Below are 18,408 nucleotides of genomic sequence, written 5' to 3' on the forward strand. Positions count from 1 at the left end.
ATGGCCGAGATCACCCTGAAATCCCTGGCTCACACCTATCTGACCGATCCGCAGTCGCCGGAAGACTACGCCATTCGCGAGATGAATCACGTCTGGCACCAGGGTGGGGCCTATGCGCTGCTCGGGCCTTCCGGCTGCGGCAAGTCGACCCTGCTCAACATCATCTCCGGCCTGTTGGAGCCCTCCAGCGGTGAAGTGCTGTTCGATGGCGAAGTGGTCAACGCCCTTCCGCCCGAGGCGCGCAATATTGCCCAGGTTTTCCAGTTCCCCGTCATCTACGACACCATGACGGTCTACGATAACCTGGCTTTTCCGCTGCGCAATGTGCGCACGCCCGAAGTGCGTGTGCGAGAGCGCGTCATGGAAGTCGCCGACGTCCTGGAACTCACTGCCCAGCTCAAGCGCAAGGCCAAGAACCTCACTGCCGATGAGAAGCAGAAGGTCTCCATGGGCCGGGGGCTGGTGCGCGAGGACGTCTCGGCGATCCTCTTCGACGAGCCGCTCACCGTCATCGACCCTCAGCTGAAGTGGAAGCTGCGCCGCAAGCTGAAGGAGATCCACCAGCGCTTCGAGATCACCATGGTCTATGTGACCCACGACCAGCTCGAGGCTTCCACCTTCGCGGACAAGATTGCCGTCATGTACGAAGGACAGGTGGTGCAGTTCGGCACGCCCAGAGAGCTCTTTGAAAAGCCCAACCACACTTTCGTCGGGTATTTCATTGGTAGCCCCGGGATGAACTTCCTGGAGGTCACGACGCGTGACGGTAGGGTAATGGCCGGTGATACCCGGCTGACGGTAGGCAACAACGTGCACGATGCCGTTGCCAACGCGCGCTCCTCCAACATCAAGCTCGGTATCCGTCCTGAATTTATCGAGGTGCATGCCGAGCCGGTTGAAAGTGGCATGGAAGCCCGAGTGGAGCACGCCCAGGATCTGGGAACCTACTCTATCGTTTACCTGAAACTGGGCAACATTTCGCTCAAGGCACGCATCGAGGAGGACCAGAAGACGCCCTCGGGTAAGGCATGGCTGCGCTTCCCGGACGATCGAATTGGCCTTTACGTCGACGAATTTCGCGTGGAGATCGACCATGAATAAAGTCTACAACAATCGCGCATGGTGGCTGATCCTGCCCATGCTGCTGCTGGTGGCCTTCTCGGCCGTCATCCCGCTGATGACCGTGGTGAATTACTCGGTCCAGGATGTCTTCGATGCCAATACGCGCTTCTTTACCGGTACTGAATGGTTCGAGCAGATGCTCAACGACCCGGCGCTGCAGTCGGCAGTACTGCGTCAGTTTGCCTTCTCGCTGACCGTGCTGGCCATCGAGGTGCCCCTGGGGATCGGCATCGCCCTGATCATGCCCAAGAAGGGCTGGCAGGCCTCGGCCGTGCTGATCCTCGTTACCATGCCCCTGCTGATTCCCTGGAACGTGGTAGGCAGTATCTGGCAGATCTTCACCCGGGGGGATATCGGCCTGATGGGATGGAGCCTGCGGGAACTCGGCTATGGCTACAACATTACGGCCAGCCCGGTAGATGCCTGGGCGACCATCATCCTGATGGACGTCTGGCACTGGACGCCACTGATTGCACTGCTCTGCTATAGCGGCCTGCGTTCGATTCCCGATGCCTATTATCAGGCTGCGCGTATCGACCGTGCCTCGAAGTGGGCCGTGTTCCGCTACATCCAGCTACCCAAGCTCACCAACGTACTGGTCATCGGGGTACTGCTTCGCTTCATGCACTCCTTCATGATCTATGCCGAGCCCTTCGTGCTCACGGGCGGTGGCCCGGGCAGTTCCACGACCTTCCTCAGCCAGTCACTGACGACCATGGCCATCGGTCAGCAAGACCTCGGGCCATCGGCGGCATTCTCGCTGATCTATTTCCTGATCATTCTGCTGGTCACCTGGGTGTTCTACACCGCGATCATGAACATGCAGAAAGACGACAACAACCAGGAGGCATGACATGAGTGATTCATTGCCCACGACCCCCGACGCCGTGCGCCAGCGTGCCGCGGCCGCCGACAACCGCCGTCGTCGCAAGGCACGTCCGGCCTCCCGCCAGTGGCGCCGCCGGGGGCTCATGACCGCCTATATCGTGTTCGTATTGTTGCCGATCTACTGGCTGCTCAACATGTCCTTCCAGTCCAATACCGAAATTCTCGGTGGGCTGACCCTCTGGCCGGAAGCCTTCACGTTCGAGCACTACGCCAAGATCCTGACCGAACCCAGCTGGTACATGGGTTACGTCAATTCCATCACCTATGTGCTGATGAACATGTTGATCAGCATTGCGGTGGCGCTGCCGGCGGCGTATGCCTTCAGCCGCTACAAGTTCATCGGCGACAAGCATCTTTTCTTCTGGCTGCTGACCAACCTGATGGCGCCGCCGGCCGTCTTTCTGCTGCCCTATTTCCAGCTCTACTACACGGTCGGTCTGTTCGACACGCACATCGCGGTGGCCCTTGCTCACTGCCTGTTCAACATTCCGCTGGCCGTGTGGATTCTCGAGGGCTTCATGAGCGGGGTTCCCAAGGAGATCGACGAGACCGCCTTCATCGATGGCTATAGCTTCCCGAAGTTCTTCGTGAAGATCTTCATTCCGATGATCAGCTCGGGGATCGGCGTGACCCTCTTCTTCCTGTTCATGTTCTCCTGGGTCGAGCTGCTGCTGGCCAGCACCCTGACTTCCACGGGCGCTCAGCCGATCGCCTCGGTAATGACCCAGACCAAGGGGGCCTCGGGGATTGACTGGGGGACGCTGGCGGCCGCCGGCACGCTGACCATCCTGCCGGGCATCGTGGTGGTCTATTTCGTTCGCAATCACATTGCCAAGGGCTTTGCCCTGGGCCGCACCTGAGGAGACGCGACATGGAATGGATGGTATGGACCACGCCCACCACGATCTTCTTTGCGGTCATTGCCGTCATGCTGGCCGGCATGACGTCCTGGGAAGTCATCTCGCCAACGGTCGAGCGCAAGGGCTTCCTGCCGATCTCGACCACCCGCGGTGATCGGCTCTTCATCGGGCTTCTCTCCGCGGCTTACATCCACCTTGCGGTGGTGGGCTTTACCCCGTTCAGCATCTGGCTGGCTCTGGGGGCATCGGGTCTCTGGCTACTCGTCCTGATGCGCTGGGGCTGACAGAAACGCATGGAGCCGAATGTCCACGGACGGACTACTACAACTCAAGAGGTCAATATGAAAGCGACAACAATGCGACTCTCTCTCCTCGCTGCCAGTGTCATGCTGGCGAGCGGTGCCCTGCACGCCGACGAGCACGACGCGCGCGCCATTGCCGAACGCCTGGTCGACGAGCACTTCCAGAACTCGACGCTGTCCCGCGAGGAGCAGATCGAGGAACTGATGTGGTTCGCCGAGGCGGCCGAGCCCTTTCGCGACATGGAGATCAATACCGTTGCCGAGGGCTTGACCACGCACATCTACGAGCGGGATGTACTGGCCGAGGCGTTCAGTGAGCTGACCGGTATCGACGTGACCCACAACATCATCGGCGAGGGTGATGTGGTCAATAACATGCAGACGCAGATGCAGTCTGGCCGCAACATCTACGATGGCTACGTCAACGATTCCGACGCCATCGGCACGCACATTCGCTACGGCACCACCATCAACATCTCCAACGCCATGGAGAATGAATGGGCCGACTACACCCTGCCAACCCTGGATCTGGACGACTTCATCGGTCTGCAGTACGGCACCGGGCCGGATGGCAGCATCTACCAGATGCCCACCCAGCAGTTCGCCAACCTCTACTGGTTCCGCTACGACTGGTTCCAGCGCGAGGACCTCCAGGCGCAGTTCCGCGAGCTCTACGGCTATGACCTGGGGGTGCCGACCAACTGGACGGCCTACGAGGACATCGCCGAGTTCTTCACCGAGCATGTCGGCGAGATCGACGGCACCAAGGTCTATGGCCATATGGACTACGGCCGCCGCGATCCGTCGCTGGGCTGGCGCTTCCACGACTCCTGGCTCTCCATGGCCGGCATGGGCAGCCCCGGCGTCCCGTTCGGTAACCCGGTGGACGACTGGGGGATTCGCGTGAACGAGGAGAGCCAGCCGGTCGGCGCGAGCGTGTCTCGCGGCGGGGCCACCAACTCGCCGGCCTCGGTGTTCGCCGTGACCAAGATGGTGGACTGGCTCGACAAGTACGCCCCGCCCGAGGCCAGCGGCATGACCTTCGGTGAGGCCGGGCCGGTGCCTGCCCAGGGCAACATCGCCCAGCAGATGTTCTGGTACACCGCCTTCACCGCGGACATGACCGACCCCGGCCTGCCGGTGACCGACGAGGACGGCAATCCCAAGTGGCGGATGGCACCGTCGCCCGCCGGGCCGTACTGGGAAGAGGGCATGAAGGTCGGCTATCAGGACGTGGGGTCCTGGACCTTCTTCGACTCCACCCCGGAAGACCGCCGCACCGCCGCCTGGCTGTTCGCTCAGTTTACCGTTTCCAAGTCCGTCTCCCTGGAAAAACTCATGGAAGGTCTCACGCCGATCCGCGAGTCCGACGTGTTCTCCGAGCAGATGAGCGACATGGCGCCGAAGCTGGGGGGTCTGGTCGAGTTCTACCGCAGCCCCAACGAGTCCAACTGGACGCCGTCCTCCACCAACGTGCCGGACTATCCGCGCATGGCACCGCTCTGGTGGCAGAACCTGGCGCCCGCGGTCAATGGCGAGGTCACGCCTCAGGAGGCACTCGACAACCTGGCCGGCGACATGGACAGCATCATGGCGCGCCTGGCACGCGCCAGGGTCTTCGAGCAGTACGCGCCCAACCTGAACGACGAACGTGATCCGCAGTACTGGCTCGATCAGCCCGGCTCGCCGAAGGCGAAGCTGGCCGACGAGATGCCGCAGGGCACGACCGTCCCCTACGACGACATGATGGAGGCGTGGATGGCCGCCGGTTCTCGCGAATGATGGGCGGGCGGGTCGTCTGACCCGCCCACACCTTTCCCCGGTGTTGCCGGGGCGACGTCAGTCCGTGTAACCGGTTGCCTGAACGGGACCCAGGGCCCCGCTCGGTGCAGTCCGAGCGGGGCCCGTTGCTTTGAAAAAGGGCCAGACATGCAACTCAGAGCGAACAATATCCGCAAGCTTCCCGATCAGACCTTTGATGTTCTAGTGATCGGAGGTGGCATCAACGGGGCGTCAGCGGCGGCAGCGTTGAGTGGAAAAGGGGCCAAGGTGGCCCTGATCGACCGCGGCGACTTCGCTGGCAGTACCAGCATGCACTCCTCCAACCTTGTCTGGGGAGGCATCAAGTACATGGAAAGCGGTGACTTCAAGCTGGTGCGCAAGCTGTGCAAGAGCCGCAACCACCTGATCAAGAGTTATCCATCCACGGTCCAGGAGATCCGCTTCCTGACCACCATCAACAAGGGCTTTCGCCACCATCCCCTCTATCCCTGGGCCGGCACCTGGCTCTACTGGCTGATGGGCAGCGCCTTCACGCGTATGCCCAACTTTCTGCGCCCCTCGGGCATCAAGGCGCGTGAGCCGATCATCGATACCCGCAATGCCCAGGGGGGCTTCGAGTATTCCGATGCCTACCTGCACGACAACGATGCGCGCTTCGTCTTCAACTTCGTACGCGGCGCCCTGGATTTCGGGACCGTGGCGGCGAACTACGTCGAATCCCTGGGCTCGCGCCGCGAAGGGGAGTTCTGGATTACCAGGGTCCGGGATCGCACCGACGACAGGTCCTTCGAGATTCGCTCCAGGGTGCTTATCAATGCCGCCGGTCCCTGGGTCGATCAGCACAACAGCCTCTCGGGCCAGAAGACCGACCATCATCATGTCTTTTCCAAGGGCATCCACCTGATCGTGCCCCGACTGACCGACAGCAAGCGTGTGCTGGCCTTCTTTGTCGATGACGGACGGCTCTTCTTCGTCATTCCCATGGGCCCGCGTACCTGCATCGGCACCACGGATACTCGGGTCGAGAAACCCGAGGTCGGCGCAACGGAGGAGGATATCCGCTTCGTGCTCGACAATATCAATACGCGCCTCGAGCTCCAGACCCCGCTGGGCAAGGAGGACATCATCGCCACGCGCTGTGGCGTGCGTCCTCTGGCGGTCAAGCCCAGCGGGGACGGCGGTCGTGACTTCCTCAATCTGTCGCGCAAGCATGCCATCGACATCGACAGCGAAAAGCGTCACCTGAGCATCTTCGGTGGCAAGCTGACCGACTGCCTCAATGTGGGGGAGGAAGTCGTCGAGGAAGTGCGTCGGCTCGGTGTCGAGATTCCGTACCCGGATGTCCGCTGGTACGGGGAACCCGATGCCTCGGTGCGCGAGGCCTTCATGCACCAGGCGCGGCTGATGGACCTGGACGCCATGACCAGCGCGGAGGCCTCCGAGCCATTGAGCACACGGTTATGGCGCCGCTATGGCGCTCAGGCACTGGAAATGCTCGAGGACATCCGCCAGGACCCGACCCAGGGCGAGGTGCTCATCGAGGGGACGGAATACCTGCGCTGCGAACTCAAGCTGGCCAGGCGTCGCGAGATGGTGACCAAGCTCGAGGACTTCCTGAGGCGTCGCGCCAAGGTATCGCTGGTGGTGCCCGAGGAGAGCATCCGCCATTCGCCGGGGCTGCGCGAGGCCTGCGATATCCTGTTCGACGACCAGGCCGAGGCACGCCTGCAGGAGTTCCTCGAGACAGAGGAAGGTTGAAAGAGGGGAGGGGGCGCGGGGATCCCCGGGGGACCCCTGCAAGCGCCTTGCTGGTAGAATGCCGCGCGACCCGTTCCCCTCGACCTTTCTGGAGCCCTGGACCATGACCGACAACACGGCGGCCGCCGCCATGCCCACCGAGACCCCGTTGCGCACCCTGCTGACCGGGGCGCAGATGCTCTTCGTGGCCTTTGGTGCCCTGGTGCTGGTGCCGCTGCTCACCGGGCTGGACCCCAATGTAGCGCTGTTCACGGCAGGGGTCGGCACCTTGATCTTTCATGGCGTCACCCGGGTCAGCGTGCCGGTCTTCCTGGCCTCGTCCTTTGCCTTCATCGCCCCCATCCAGGGCTCGGTGGCCAACTTCGGTATCCCCGCCACCCTGGGGGGCCTGATGGCAGCCGGCCTGGTCTACGTGGTGATCTCGCAGTTCGTGCGCCTCAAGGGCACCGCCTGGCTGCATCGGCTGTTGCCCCCGGTGGTGGTGGGGCCGGTGATCATGGTGATCGGCCTGGCCCTGGCCCCGGTGGCGGTGGACATGGCCACCGGCGAGACCAGCGACAATATCGGCTATGGCGCGGCCATCTTTCTCTCCATGGCCAGCCTGCTGGTGACGCTGGTGCTGGCGGTGTTCGGACGCGGCCTGATCCGCCTGATCCCCATCATGGGCGGTATCGTGACAGGGTATGCCCTGGCGCTGGTGATGGGCGTCGTGGATTTTTCTCCGGTGCAGGAATCGGCCTGGCTGGCGCTGCCGTCGTTCACCGCGCCGAGCTTTCACTGGGCGGCCATCCTCTTCATGATTCCGGTGGCCATCGCCCCCGCGGTAGAGCATATCGGCGACATGGTGGCGATCGGCTCGGTGACCCGCAGGAACTACCTGGAAAAGCCCGGCTTGCATCGCACTCTGCTGGGCGACGGCCTGGCCACCACCGCGGCGGCGATCTTCGGTGGCCCGCCCAATACGACCTACTCCGAGGTCACCGGTGCCGTGACCCTGACCCGTGCGTTCAATCCCCGGATCATGGTGGTGGCCGCCTGCATCGCCATTCTCCTGGCCTTTCTCGGCAAGCTCGGCGCGCTGCTGCAGACCATCCCCGGTCCGGTGATGGGCGGCATCATGACGCTGCTCTTCGGGTCGATTGCCGTGATCGGCATGAACACCCTGGTGCGAGCCGGCAAGCCGCTGACGGCGCCGCGCAACCTGGTGGTGGTGTCCCTGGTACTGGTCTTCGGTATCGGCGGCATGCAGTTCGGCAATGGCCAGTTCACCCTGCAGGGGGTCAGCCTCGCCGCCCTGGTCGGTATTGTCCTCAACTGGGTGTTGCCCGGGGCCGACGAGGATGAGACGCCTCAGGCGTGATGCTGTTCCTGGCCCGCGTCGGAGAAGGTCGGCGGGGTGCTGGCGCTGACGATCACGCACTCCTCGTCGCCGGTGTTGCGAAAGCGGTGGGGCAGGCGGGAGTCGAAGTAGTAGGCGTCGCCCGCGCTCAGCACACCCACCTCGCCGTTCACGGTGATCTCGATCTGCCCCGCGACCACCACGCCGCCTTCCTCGCCGTCATGCTCCAGCATCTCCTCGCCGCTATCGGCCCCGGGTGGGTAACGCTCGTAGATGATCGACATGCGCCTGTCGGGTCGCCGCGCGGCCACCAGTTGCCAGGAGAGCTGGCCATCGCCGATCTCGGTCAGCTCGCCCTGACGATAGAAGGACTGTGGTTGACTGGGCTCGTCACCGGCGAAGAAGGCGCTGATCGACACCGGCAGGGCGTCGAGTATCTTCTTCAGTGAACTCACCGACGGGCTGACGTTGTTCTGCTCGACCAGTGAGATGGTGCTGTTGGTAACCCCGGCCCGTTTGGCCAGTTCTCGCTGGGAAAGTCCGCGCGACAGCCTCAATTGCTTGAGCCGAGCGCCGACATCGAATGCCTCGTCCATGGGTCGATCCTTGGCGCGGTTGTCGCCGCATTCGTGGATTATTTTCAACATAGTGTACCTCCTTGGAGGCACGGGGATAAGCCATGGCTTGACCGGCGTCAGGGCAGGGCGCCAGCGTGGACGTCCGGCATGGCACCCGCCGTCGGGCTAAGGCATCATGCGTCATACCATGACCGATTCGTCAGGAGAGAGCCGATGATCACCCGAGACGACCTTACCGGCCTGATCCTGGCCGGCGGCCAGGGACGCCGGATGGGCGGTCGCGACAAGGGGCTCGAATCCTTCGCGGGTCGTCCGCTGGTGGCCCATGTTCGCGAGCGCCTGGCAGGGCGAGTCGCTGAGGTGCTGATCAACGCCAACCGCAATGCCGAGGCCTATGCGCCGCTGGCCGACCGCGTGATCGCGGATGCCGAAGGCGGCTTCCAGGGCCCGCTGATGGGGATCTACAGCGGTTTGTGTGCGGCCAGGACCCCCTGGCTGCTGGTGACGCCCTGCGACACGCCGGCCTTGCCCCATGACCTGGTGGATCGGCTGGTGGTCGGCGTTGGCGAGGGCGATATCGCCGTGGCCTTCGATGGCGAGCGCCTCCATCCGGTGGTGGCGCTGATCCGCACCTCCCTGGCCGAGGACCTGGCGGCGGCCCTGGCCGACGGGGAACGCAAGATCGATCGCTGGTATGCGCGCCACGCCTGGTGTCGGGTGGACGTCAGCGATTGTCCCGACGCCTTCGCCAACCTCAATACCGACGACGACAAGCAGCGGCTTGAGCGCGCCCTCAGTGGGGTGACGTCAGCCCCCGGAAGAGAGGAGCCAGCGGATTGGAAGTGACCGAACCCTTGGGCGATGGCGTACCGAAGGCGGTGCCGTTCGATGATGACCTGCCACTGCTCGGCATTGCCGCCTGGAGCGGCACCGGCAAGACGACCCTGCTGGAGCAGCTGCTACCGCACCTCGGCGCGCGGGGGCTGCGCGTGGCGGTAATCAAGCACGCCCACCACGCTTTCGACGTGGACCAGCCCGGCAAGGACAGCCATCGCCTGCGCCAGGCCGGCGCCTCCCCGATGCTGGTGGCCTCTCGTGCCCGGGTGGCGCTGATGATGGAGACGCCCGGGCGCAAGGAAGCGGACCTGGCCGAGCTCATCGACATGGTGCGTCCTCAGCGCCCTGACCTGGTACTGGTGGAAGGCTTCAAGGCCTGGCCGCTGCCCAAGCTCGAGCTCTACCGTCCCGAGGTCGGCAAGACGCTGCGGGTGGCCGAGGATCCCTGGGTACGGGCCGTGGCCAGTGACGCGAGTCTCGCCCTGCCCGAGGGCGTCGAGGCGCTGGACCTCAATGACCTCGAGGCCCTCAGTGACTGGATCACAGCCTGGCCCGCCCGCTGGCCGGCCAGTCAACGGCCTCGCGAGCGTTCCTGTGATGAGGAGACCGCGCCATGACGCTTTCCTGCTTCGATCTCGGCGAACGCATGCTCCCGGTGTCGGAGGCACGCGTACGCCTGACCAGTCTTGTCGAAGCGCCACTACCCACCGAAGATGTCGCGCTAGCCGAGCTCTACGGCCGGGTACTGGCCGAAGGTCTCGTCTCGCCCATCGATGTGCCTCAGAACACCAATGCCGCCATGGACGGCATCGCCCTGGCCTGGCCTCTGGCTGACGAAGTGCCTGGCGAGTGGCGCGTGGTAGGAGAGGTGCTTGCCGGCCGCTGCCTTGATGAGACGCTCGGTGCCGGCGAGTGCGTGCGCATTACCACCGGGGCACCCCTACCGCCGGGGGCCGACAGCGTGATCATGCTCGAACAGCTCGAGGAGCGCGGCGAGACGGTGGTGGTGCGCCAACCCGAGCGCGTCAGGCGTGGCCAGAACGTACGCCGGGCCGGCGAAGACATCCCCCGCGGCCACACGGCGCTGGTCGCCGGTACTCGGCTGGGCGCCGCCGAACTTGGCCTGCTGGCCTCGCTGGGCCTGGCCGAGGCGAAGGTGCACCGACGCCCGCGGGTGGCGATCTTCTCCACGGGAGACGAGGTCACGGCGCCCGGTGAGCCGCTGCCACCCGCGGGTATCTTCGATGCCAACCGCTACAGCCTGACCGGCCTGCTGGCCGAGCAGGGCGCCGAGTTGATCGACCTTGGCATCCTTCCCGATGACCGCGACGCCATGGTTGCCGCTCTGAGCGATGCCGCCGGGTTCGCCGACATGGTCATCACCAGCGGCGGGGTGTCGGTGGGACACGCCGACTTCACCCGTGCGGCGCTGGAATCCGTGGGCCGCCTGGCCTTCTGGCGGATCGCCATCCGCCCCGGGCGCCCCCTGGCGTGTGGCCTGCTGGGCGAGCGGGGCGTGCCCTTCCTGGGATTACCCGGCAACCCGGTGGCGGTCATGGTGACCTTCCTGCAATTCGTGGCGCCGCTGCTGTCCAAGCTGCAGGGCAGGCCGGCATGCGAGCCCGAGCGGCTGAACGCCATCACCGACGAGGCCCTGAAGAGCCGCCCCGGGCGGACCGACTTCCTGCGCGGTCGCTATTACGCCGATACCGATGGCCGCCTCCACGTAGGCAGCACCGGGGCCCAGGGATCCGGGATCCTCTCCTCGATGGTGGCGGCCAACTGCCTGATCGAGCTCACCGACGACCGTGAGGGGGTGGCCCCGGGCGAAACGGTGAGTATCCAACCCCTTCATCGACTGCCATGAGACGCTGACCCCCATGCCTCTGACCAATCAGCCCCTGACCCATCTCAATGCGCGCGGCGAGGCCCATATGGTCGACGTCGCCGACAAGCCGGAGAGCCGCCGCGAGGCCGCTGCCTCGGGCCTCATCCGGATGCAGCCCGCGACCCTGGCGCTGCTCGCCGAGGGTGGTCTGCCCAAGGGCGACGTACTGGCCACGGCGCGTATCGCGGGCATTCAGGCCGCCAAGCGCACCCATGAACTGATCCCGCTCTGCCATGCCCTGGCGCTGTCGAAGGTCGCCATCGACTTCAACGTCGACGAGGCCCAGTCCTGTGTACACGTCATCGCCACCTGTCGTCTCAACGGGCGAACCGGGGTGGAAATGGAGGCGCTGACCGCCGTTTCGGTGGCCTGTCTGACCCTCTACGACATGTGCAAGGCCGTTGACAAGGAGATGGAGATTGGCGGTATCCATCTCGATACCAAGACCGGCGGCAAGTCCGGCGACTACCGGCGTGACGAAGCCTGGGCATCGCGAGCGGTGGCGCCCTCCATCATCGAGTCCGCCCCGTCACCGATCGTCACCGGCGAGGGGGTAACCGGCGAGGTCTCGGTGGGGCCGCGATGCGACATTGCCGCGCCCTGCCTGCGCGTCAAGTGCCTGGCCGAGCTGCGCGAGCGACTCGGGGTCGGCGATGTCTCGGTGCCGATCGAGCGTCTGCCGAGTTCCGATGTGGCAGGACTCAAGACGGCCCTCAAGGCACTCGACGCCCGCTTCGAAGGCCTCGATCAGGGGCGTGTTCTGTGTGCCGTCAATCAGGTGATGGCCAGCGATGCCACGCCGCTGACCGATAACGACGAGGTCGCCTTCTTTCCCCCCGTGACCGGAGGCTGAACGATGATCCGCGTGCAGGACAGCGTCTTCGATGCCGGCGTTGAGCAGCGAGCCTTGCTCGAGGGGCGCAGCGACATCGGCGCAGTGGTGAGCTTTACCGGCCTGGTGCGTGACTTCAACGAGCGCCCCGAGGTTCAGGCACTGACCCTGGAGCATTATCCGGGGATGACCGAGGCGGCCCTGGGCGAGATCGTCGAGCAGGCGAGGTCTCGCTGGGTGCTCCAGGGGGTGACCGTGATCCACCGGATTGGACGCCTCGACCCCGCAGACCCTATCGTGTTGGTAGTGGTCGCCAGCGCCCATCGACGCGCCGCCTTCGATGCCTGCGATTTCATCATGGATTACCTCAAGACCCGCGCGCCTTTCTGGAAGAAGGAGCACACTGCCAGCGGGGACTACTGGGTTTCGGAACGCGACGGCGATCATCAGGATGCCCGTCGCTGGGAGATGTCTACATGACCGATGAGCTGATCGACGACTTCGGCAGGCGAGTGCGCTATGTGCGCATTTCGGTCACGGATCGCTGCGATTTTCGCTGTGTCTACTGCATGAGCGAGGAGATGACCTTCCTGCCGCGCGCCCAGGTGCTGACCCTGGAGGAGTTGGCGATGGTCGCCCGGGCCTTTACCGAAATGGGGGTGGAGAAGATCCGCCTGACCGGGGGCGAACCCCTGGTGCGGCGTGATATCGATCACCTGGTCGGTGATATCGGGGCGCTGCCGGGGCTCAAGGACTTTGCCATGACCACCAACGGTGCGAGCCTGCCCAAATTCGCCGGGCGTCTGCGCGAGGGCGGCCTGCAGCGACTCAATATCAGCCTCGACTCCCTAGACCCCGAGCGCTTTCGCCGGCTCACTCGTACCGGTGACCTGCACAAGGTCATCGACGGCATTCGTGCCGCTCGCGATGCCGGTTTCGAGCGTATCAAGCTCAATGCCGTCATCCTCAAGGGTCGCAATGATGACGAGGTGGTCGACCTCGTCGATTTCGCCCGTGATGAGGGGCTCGACATCAGCTTCATCGAGGAGATGCCCCTCGGCGATGTGTCGGACCACTCGCGTGCCGAGACCTTCTGTTCCAGCGACGAGGTCCAGGCACGTATCGAGACCCGTCACACCCTGATTCCCACCACCGAATCGACCCTCGGCCCGTCGCGCTACTTCAAGATGCCCGACAGTGAGTCTCGCGTCGGCTTCATCTCTCCCCACAGCCACAACTTCTGCGACACCTGTAACCGGGTTCGGGTCACCGTGGAAGGGCGGCTGCTGCTGTGCCTCGGCAACGAGCACTCCGTGGACCTGCGCGCCGTGCTGCGTCGCCACCCCGGCGATATGGATGCGCTCAAGCACGCCATCGTGCATGCCATGCCGCTCAAGCCGGAGCGTCATTACTTCACCACGGACGGCGAGGTCCAGGTGGTACGCTTCATGAACATGACCGGCGGCTGAGCCGACACTATCGCCTGGCCGAGGCCGGCATCATGGCATAGCGGGCGACATCACGATGTCGCCCGCTTTTTTGTGGGCAGAAGAAATCCGGCCGAGACACTGCGTTTCCCGCCCGATTGTCTGGTTCAGGTGGCGTGAATCTTTCCTGGCCTTGTCCCTTTTTTCCCGCGGCTTTTCTTGCCAATATGGCGCAATTGCATATACTTTTGACGTGTCATTACGCAACACAACCGTCCAACATTCGGCATGGAGACCGCTAATGTCCAGCGAATCACTGGAGCGCATCGCCCGCAACAAGAACGTGGCTCGTGCCGCGGCACGCCAGCTGAGCATGGAACAGCTTCGTAAGCTGGCCGAGGTCATCGGTGAAGTGATCGATCAGAAGAGGGACGAGGAAGTACAGCGCCAGGAAGAGGAAGCCGATAAAGCCAGAAAACTCGCCGAGATCCGTGAGCAGATCAACGAAGCCGGCCTTTCCCTGGACGATCTGGTGACCGAACAGCCCAAGCGCAAGCGTGGTCGTCCGCCGAAGAACGCCAGCAAGGGTTAAAGCGTTTTTATTGTGAGCTTTGCTGCAGTCATGGTGTAGCGTGAGCAGGGCTCTTGCTTGAAATCGCCGTGCATGCACAGCTCCCACAGCACGATGATGCCACTGCGCACTTGTGGGAGCCGTGCTTGCACGGCGATTGTCTGCCGATCTCCGCTATTCGCGGTGCAAGCACCGCTCCTACTAATGACCTGAGACTTATCCTTTTACTTCCCCAACGCTTCGGCTTCCACCGCCAGAATCTGCAGGTGTACCTCGGGTACCCGGTGCAGATGATCGGCGAGCCAGCCGAGCAGCCTGGGTTGCAGGGCCAGGCGCAATTCTGCCAGGGAATCCACCTCGATCCTTTCGAGGCAGTCGTCCAGCCAGTCGGCGAAGGCTGTCTCGTCCATCGGGCTCGCATGACTGGTGTCGAGCATCAGTCGGCCGATTCGGGTCCAGCCGCTGTCGGTGGCGGCCACCGAAATGGCCAGATACAGGCTCCCATGGCGTGAACGGTTGATCCCGTCGCCACTCCCCAGACCGGGCAGGGCGGAGACCGCATCCTGGCTGACGATATGTGGCTGCTGGGGGTGGCGCGCCTCCAGGGAGAGCCCCTCGGCATCCAGGCGGATCAAATCGCCATTCGTCGGCGCCAGTGGTGCCTGGATGCCGAGGGACTCGGCCAGGTCCCGGTGGGCTTGCTGGTGGCGAGGCTCGCCATGCACCGGCAGCAGGTGGCGTGGTCTTACCCAGCCGTAGAAGGTGCGCAGTTCGTCCTGGGCCGGATGGCCCGAGGCGTGCAGTTCGGGGTGATTCTCGTCGTCGAGGATGGTCACGCTGAAGTGCTTGAGGCCACGCTTGAGGCGGTCGATTAACCGCTCGTTGCCGGGGATGGCCTTGGCAGAAAAGATGACCGTGTCACCGGCCATCAGCTCGAAGTGGGGGTGGCGCCCCCGGGAAAGGCGTGAAAGCGCGGCGCGCGGCTCGCCCTGGCTACCGGTCGCGACCACCAGCACTTCCTCGGGAGGCAGGTAGCCAAGGTCGGTCACCGGCACCAGGGGGGGCAGGTCGTCCAGGTAGCCAAGTCCGCGGGCCACGCCCACCATGCGCTCCATGGAGCGTCCCATCAGGCTGACCCGGCGCCCGCAGCGCTCGGCCGCGCGGCCAATCGCCAGCACCCGTGCCAGGTTGCTGGCGAAGCAGCTCACCACCACCCGCCCCTCGCAGCGGGCAATGGTGTGGCTCAGCGCCTCCGCGACATCTCCCTCGCTGCGCGAGTGGCCGGGGATCGGCGCGTTGGTGGAGTCGCCCACCACCAGATCCACGGGAGCGATGGCGCGAAAGGTCGCGGCCGAGATCGGGGGGCCGATCAGCGGCTCGGGATCGAGCTTCCAGTCGCCGGTGTGCAGCACGCGATGAGCGCCGGCGGCAATTAACAGCGCGCAGCTCTCGGGAATCGAGTGGGTCACCGGCAGGAAGCGCAGGGTGAAGGGCCCGGTTTCCAGCGCCTCGCCGGGCTCGATGACCCGGATGGCGTCGGTGGCCAGCCCACGCTCGGCGAACTTGGCTCTCAGCAGGCCGGCGGCCAGCGGCGTGGCGTGGATCGGGCAGCCCCACCTGGGCCAAAGCCAGGCGGCGGCGCCGATATGATCCTCGTGGCCGTGGGTGATGATCAGCGCCCGAGGCCGGATCGACAACGTTTCCAGGCTGGAGAGATCCGGCACCTGGAGAGGGTTGTCCGGCAGATCCTGGCGGATCATCATGCCGCAGTCCACGGCGATCCAGTCATCTCCTTGGCCGCGCTCCCCATGTCCATAGAGGCTGAGGTTCATGCCGATCTCGCCACAGCCGCCCAGCGGCAGGAAATACAGGGGAGTGCGGCGGCGAGGGCGAATCTGGGCGCGTGGCTGTGGCATCGAGGAAGGGGCGGGCCTGGATAAAGTGTTACGACACTATACGGGAAGCCCGCCGGGCCCCACAACGCGGCCGTAAGGCATTCGGCTCAGGTCGGAGTGTCCAGCGCGACCTGGGTCGCCAGCACCTTGCGCAGGAAGTCCCGGGTGCGGGGATCCTGGGGTGAACCGAAGAGCTGGCCGGGCGGTCCCTGCTCGACGATACGCCCTCCCTCCATGAAGATCACCCGGTCCGCCACGTCCCGGGCGAAGCTCATCTCATGGGTCACCACCAGCATGGTCTGGCGCTCCCGGGCGAGCTGCTTCATCAGGCCCAGGACCTCCTCGACCCATTCCGGGTCCAGCGAGGAGGTCGGCTCATCGAAGAGGATCACCTCGGCCTGAGCCGCCATGGCTCGGCCGATGCCCACCCGCTGCTGCTGGCCACCGGACAGGGAGGCGGGGTAGGCATCGGCCTTGTCGGCCAGGCCGATGCGCTCCAGGATCTCCCGGGCGCGGGCATGGGCCTTCTCCTTGGGCCAGCGATTGACGACGATCAGCCCCTCGGCAATGTTCTCCAGCGCCGTCTTGTTGGCGAACAGCGCATAGTTCTGGAATACGAAAGCCGTGCGCCGCCGAGCCGTCAGGATGTCGGCGCGGCTGGCCCGGGTGACGTCCACGTCCAGGTCGCCGATGGTCAGCCGCCCCGCATCCGGTCGCTCGAGGAAGTTGAGGCAGCGCAGCAGCGTCGACTTGCCGGTTCCCGAGGGGCCGATCACCACGATGATCTCGCCCTGCTCGATGGCCAGGTCGATGCCGTCGAGCACGGCGGTGCCACCGAAGCGCTTGATGAGTCCCTGTACCTTGATCATCGGCGATACGCCTCGTTGAGTCGGGTTTCCAGGCGCCGCTGGAACCAGGCCAGCAGCTCGACGATGATCCAGTAGAAGATCGCCACGGTGATGAAGGCCTCGAAGTAGAGGAAACTGCCGGCGGCCTCTTTCTGGGTGGCGCCCATCAGTTCGGTGACGCCCAGGGTGAAGGCCAGGGAGGTCGCCTTGATCATGTCGATGAAGTAGTTCATCAGCGTCGGCACCGCCACCCGCGTGGCCTGGGGGAGCACGATGCGCCGCATCAGCTGGCCGTTGGTCATGCCGATGGACAGCGCCGCCTCGGTCTGGCTGCGGTCGACCCCGACAATGGCGGCACGGATGGATTCGGCCATGTAGGCCGAGAAGTGCAGCGTCAGCCCCATGATGGTGGCGGTGATGCCGTTGATCTGGGTCAGGAAGGCCAGCAGCTGAGGCAACCCGTAATAGAACAGGAACAGCTGCACCAGCAGCGGCGTGCCGCGAAAGAAGGAGATGAACAGCAGGGTGGCCGCGTTCAGGCCCGGGATGCGCAGCACGCGGATCACGGCCAGGCCGCAGGCCAGAACCAGGGCCAGCGCCATGCCCACGGCGGCCATCTGCAGGGTCAGCGGCAGGTAGCGCAGCAGGACAGGCACCAGCCCCAGCATGTAGTCGAAATCAAGCAGTGGCATGGCAGCGACTCAGCCCCTCAGGGGCGAGTGATATCGGTGCCGAACCACTCTTCCGAGATCGCCTGCAACTCGCCCGATTCGCGCAGGCTGGCCAGTGCGGTATCGACGCGGTCACGCAGGGTGCGATCCTCCTCGGTGTTCCGGAAGGGCAGGGCATTGCGAATCTTGGAGAACGGCTGGCCGGCGAGCGCCAGGGGCAGCGGCTTCTCCTTGATCACCTGGCTGGCACTCACCCGGTCCATGACGAAGGCATCGACGCGGCCCAGGGCGGTGTCCTGCTCGATGTTGCTCTCGTAGGTCTTGATGTCGATCTCGTCGGCGTAGGGCAGTTCGCGCAGCAGCTCCTCGTAGTTGGAGCCGAGGTTGACGGCCACCGTCCTGCCCTTCAGGTCCTCGACGCCCTGGATCGCCTCGTTGCCTTCCCGGACCACGACCTGGGCGCCGTCATAGACATAGGGCTCGGTGAAGGCGTACTTGGCGGCCCGCTCCTCGGTGATGGTGATCTGGTTGGCGATGGTGTCGATCCGGCCGGATTCGAGCATGCCGAACAGCCCCGAGAAGTTCGCCGTGACGAACGTGACCTCGACGTCCAACTCTTCGGCCACGGCCTCCATCACATCCACCTCGAAGCCCTGAAGCTTGTCCTGTTCGACGAAGGTGAAGGGGAAGTAGCCACCGGACATGCCGACCTTGATGGCGTGCTCGTCGGCGTGGGCCAGGCTGCCGGCGGTCATCAGGCCGGCGGCCAGAGTGGTCAAGGCAATGCGCTTGAGCATGGGATGGCTCCTG

At 64.5% G+C, this 18,408-nt stretch carries 19 protein-coding genes; 14 read left to right on the top strand and 5 right to left on the bottom strand.

The window, feature by feature from the left end:
* The 7 genes from HALO32_RS13610 (at nt 1) to HALO32_RS13640 (ending at nt 8,072) form a co-directional block, all read left to right on the top strand.
* The gene (locus HALO32_RS13610; protein ID WP_151444428.1) at nt 1-1,101 is read left to right on the top strand and encodes an ABC transporter ATP-binding protein; all 1,101 of its coding nucleotides are present in this window, start codon (nt 1-3) and stop codon (nt 1,099-1,101) included.
* Nucleotides 1,094-1,975 carry a carbohydrate ABC transporter permease gene (locus tag HALO32_RS13615; protein WP_151444429.1) on the top strand — a complete coding sequence of 294 codons (882 nt, stop codon included), beginning with the start codon at nt 1,094-1,096 and terminating at the stop codon, nt 1,973-1,975. Before HALO32_RS13610 ends, HALO32_RS13615 begins: the two co-directional genes overlap by 8 nt.
* Nucleotide 1,976: 1 nt before the next feature.
* On the top strand, nt 1,977-2,870 hold the full coding sequence (locus HALO32_RS13620) for a carbohydrate ABC transporter permease (protein ID WP_151444430.1): 894 nt from the start codon (nt 1,977-1,979) through the stop codon (nt 2,868-2,870).
* An 11-nt stretch (nt 2,871-2,881) separates the two neighbouring features.
* On the top strand, nt 2,882-3,154 hold the full coding sequence (locus tag HALO32_RS13625) for a DUF2160 domain-containing protein (RefSeq protein ID WP_151444431.1): 273 nt from the start codon (nt 2,882-2,884) through the stop codon (nt 3,152-3,154).
* 57 nt (nt 3,155-3,211) lie between these two features.
* Nucleotides 3,212-4,954: an ABC transporter substrate-binding protein gene (locus tag HALO32_RS13630; RefSeq protein WP_151444432.1), complete on the top strand. Its 1,743-nt coding sequence runs from the start codon at nt 3,212-3,214 to the stop codon at nt 4,952-4,954.
* A 147-nt stretch (nt 4,955-5,101) separates the two neighbouring features.
* On the top strand, nt 5,102-6,712 hold the full coding sequence (locus HALO32_RS13635) for a glycerol-3-phosphate dehydrogenase/oxidase (RefSeq protein ID WP_151444433.1): 1,611 nt from the start codon (nt 5,102-5,104) through the stop codon (nt 6,710-6,712).
* A gap of 103 nt (nt 6,713-6,815) precedes the next feature.
* Complete coding sequence (locus tag HALO32_RS13640) at nt 6,816-8,072, top strand: uracil-xanthine permease family protein (RefSeq protein WP_192576510.1); 1,257 nt, start codon at nt 6,816-6,818, stop codon at nt 8,070-8,072.
* Here HALO32_RS13640 and HALO32_RS13645 read toward each other — a convergent pair.
* Nucleotides 8,063-8,647, bottom strand: coding sequence for a cupin domain-containing protein (locus HALO32_RS13645; protein ID WP_151444566.1), 585 nt, complete (start codon nt 8,645-8,647; stop codon nt 8,063-8,065). The genes HALO32_RS13640 and HALO32_RS13645 overlap by 10 nt on opposite strands.
* A gap of 195 nt (nt 8,648-8,842) precedes the next feature.
* On the opposite strand from HALO32_RS13645, the gene mobA reads away from it, so the two are divergent.
* From mobA to HALO32_RS13680, 7 genes are all read left to right on the top strand, one after another.
* The gene (mobA, locus tag HALO32_RS13650) at nt 8,843-9,475 is read left to right on the top strand and encodes a molybdenum cofactor guanylyltransferase MobA (RefSeq protein ID WP_151444434.1); all 633 of its coding nucleotides are present in this window, start codon (nt 8,843-8,845) and stop codon (nt 9,473-9,475) included.
* The gene (gene mobB, locus HALO32_RS13655; protein ID WP_225810042.1) at nt 9,472-10,083 is read left to right on the top strand and encodes a molybdopterin-guanine dinucleotide biosynthesis protein B; all 612 of its coding nucleotides are present in this window, start codon (nt 9,472-9,474) and stop codon (nt 10,081-10,083) included. Before mobA ends, mobB begins: the two co-directional genes overlap by 4 nt.
* Nucleotides 10,080-11,333 (top strand): molybdopterin molybdotransferase MoeA, encoded by a 1,254-nt coding sequence (gene moeA, locus HALO32_RS13660; protein WP_151444435.1) that lies wholly within the window; start codon nt 10,080-10,082, stop codon nt 11,331-11,333. Before mobB ends, moeA begins: the two co-directional genes overlap by 4 nt.
* A 13-nt stretch (nt 11,334-11,346) precedes the next feature.
* On the top strand, nt 11,347-12,207 hold the full coding sequence (moaC, locus tag HALO32_RS13665) for a cyclic pyranopterin monophosphate synthase MoaC (protein WP_151444436.1): 861 nt from the start codon (nt 11,347-11,349) through the stop codon (nt 12,205-12,207).
* 3 nt (nt 12,208-12,210) lie between these two features.
* Nucleotides 12,211-12,666 carry a molybdopterin synthase catalytic subunit MoaE gene (gene moaE, locus HALO32_RS13670; RefSeq protein WP_151444437.1) on the top strand — a complete coding sequence of 152 codons (456 nt, stop codon included), beginning with the start codon at nt 12,211-12,213 and terminating at the stop codon, nt 12,664-12,666.
* Nucleotides 12,663-13,655, top strand: a complete 993-nt coding sequence (gene moaA / locus HALO32_RS13675; protein ID WP_151444438.1) for a GTP 3',8-cyclase MoaA — start codon at nt 12,663-12,665, stop codon at nt 13,653-13,655. Before moaE ends, moaA begins: the two co-directional genes overlap by 4 nt.
* A 259-nt stretch (nt 13,656-13,914) precedes the next feature.
* Nucleotides 13,915-14,205: an H-NS family histone-like protein gene (locus tag HALO32_RS13680; RefSeq protein ID WP_151444439.1), complete on the top strand. Its 291-nt coding sequence runs from the start codon at nt 13,915-13,917 to the stop codon at nt 14,203-14,205.
* Nucleotides 14,206-14,408: 203 nt separating this feature from the next.
* On the opposite strand, the gene HALO32_RS13685 is transcribed toward HALO32_RS13680, so the two are convergent.
* The 4 genes from HALO32_RS13685 to HALO32_RS13700 all read right to left on the bottom strand — a co-directional run bounded on the left by HALO32_RS13685 (nt 14,409) and on the right by HALO32_RS13700 (nt 18,353).
* On the bottom strand, nt 14,409-16,016 hold the full coding sequence (locus HALO32_RS13685) for a ribonuclease J (protein ID WP_151444568.1): 1,608 nt from the start codon (nt 16,014-16,016) through the stop codon (nt 14,409-14,411).
* A 170-nt stretch (nt 16,017-16,186) separates the two neighbouring features.
* Nucleotides 16,187-16,948: an amino acid ABC transporter ATP-binding protein gene (locus tag HALO32_RS13690; RefSeq protein ID WP_151444440.1), complete on the bottom strand. Its 762-nt coding sequence runs from the start codon at nt 16,946-16,948 to the stop codon at nt 16,187-16,189.
* Nucleotides 16,945-17,619, bottom strand: coding sequence for an amino acid ABC transporter permease (locus HALO32_RS13695; RefSeq protein ID WP_151444441.1), 675 nt, complete (start codon nt 17,617-17,619; stop codon nt 16,945-16,947). Before HALO32_RS13695 ends, HALO32_RS13690 begins: the two co-directional genes overlap by 4 nt.
* Before the next feature lie 17 nt (nt 17,620-17,636).
* Nucleotides 17,637-18,353, bottom strand: a complete 717-nt coding sequence (locus HALO32_RS13700) for an amino acid ABC transporter substrate-binding protein (protein ID WP_407646886.1) — start codon at nt 18,351-18,353, stop codon at nt 17,637-17,639.
* Between the last annotated feature and the right edge of the window lie 55 nt (nt 18,354-18,408).

It is taken from the genome of Halomonas lysinitropha (assembly GCF_902500215.1).
Taxonomy (GTDB): Bacteria; Pseudomonadota; Gammaproteobacteria; order Pseudomonadales; family Halomonadaceae; genus Halomonas; species Halomonas lysinitropha.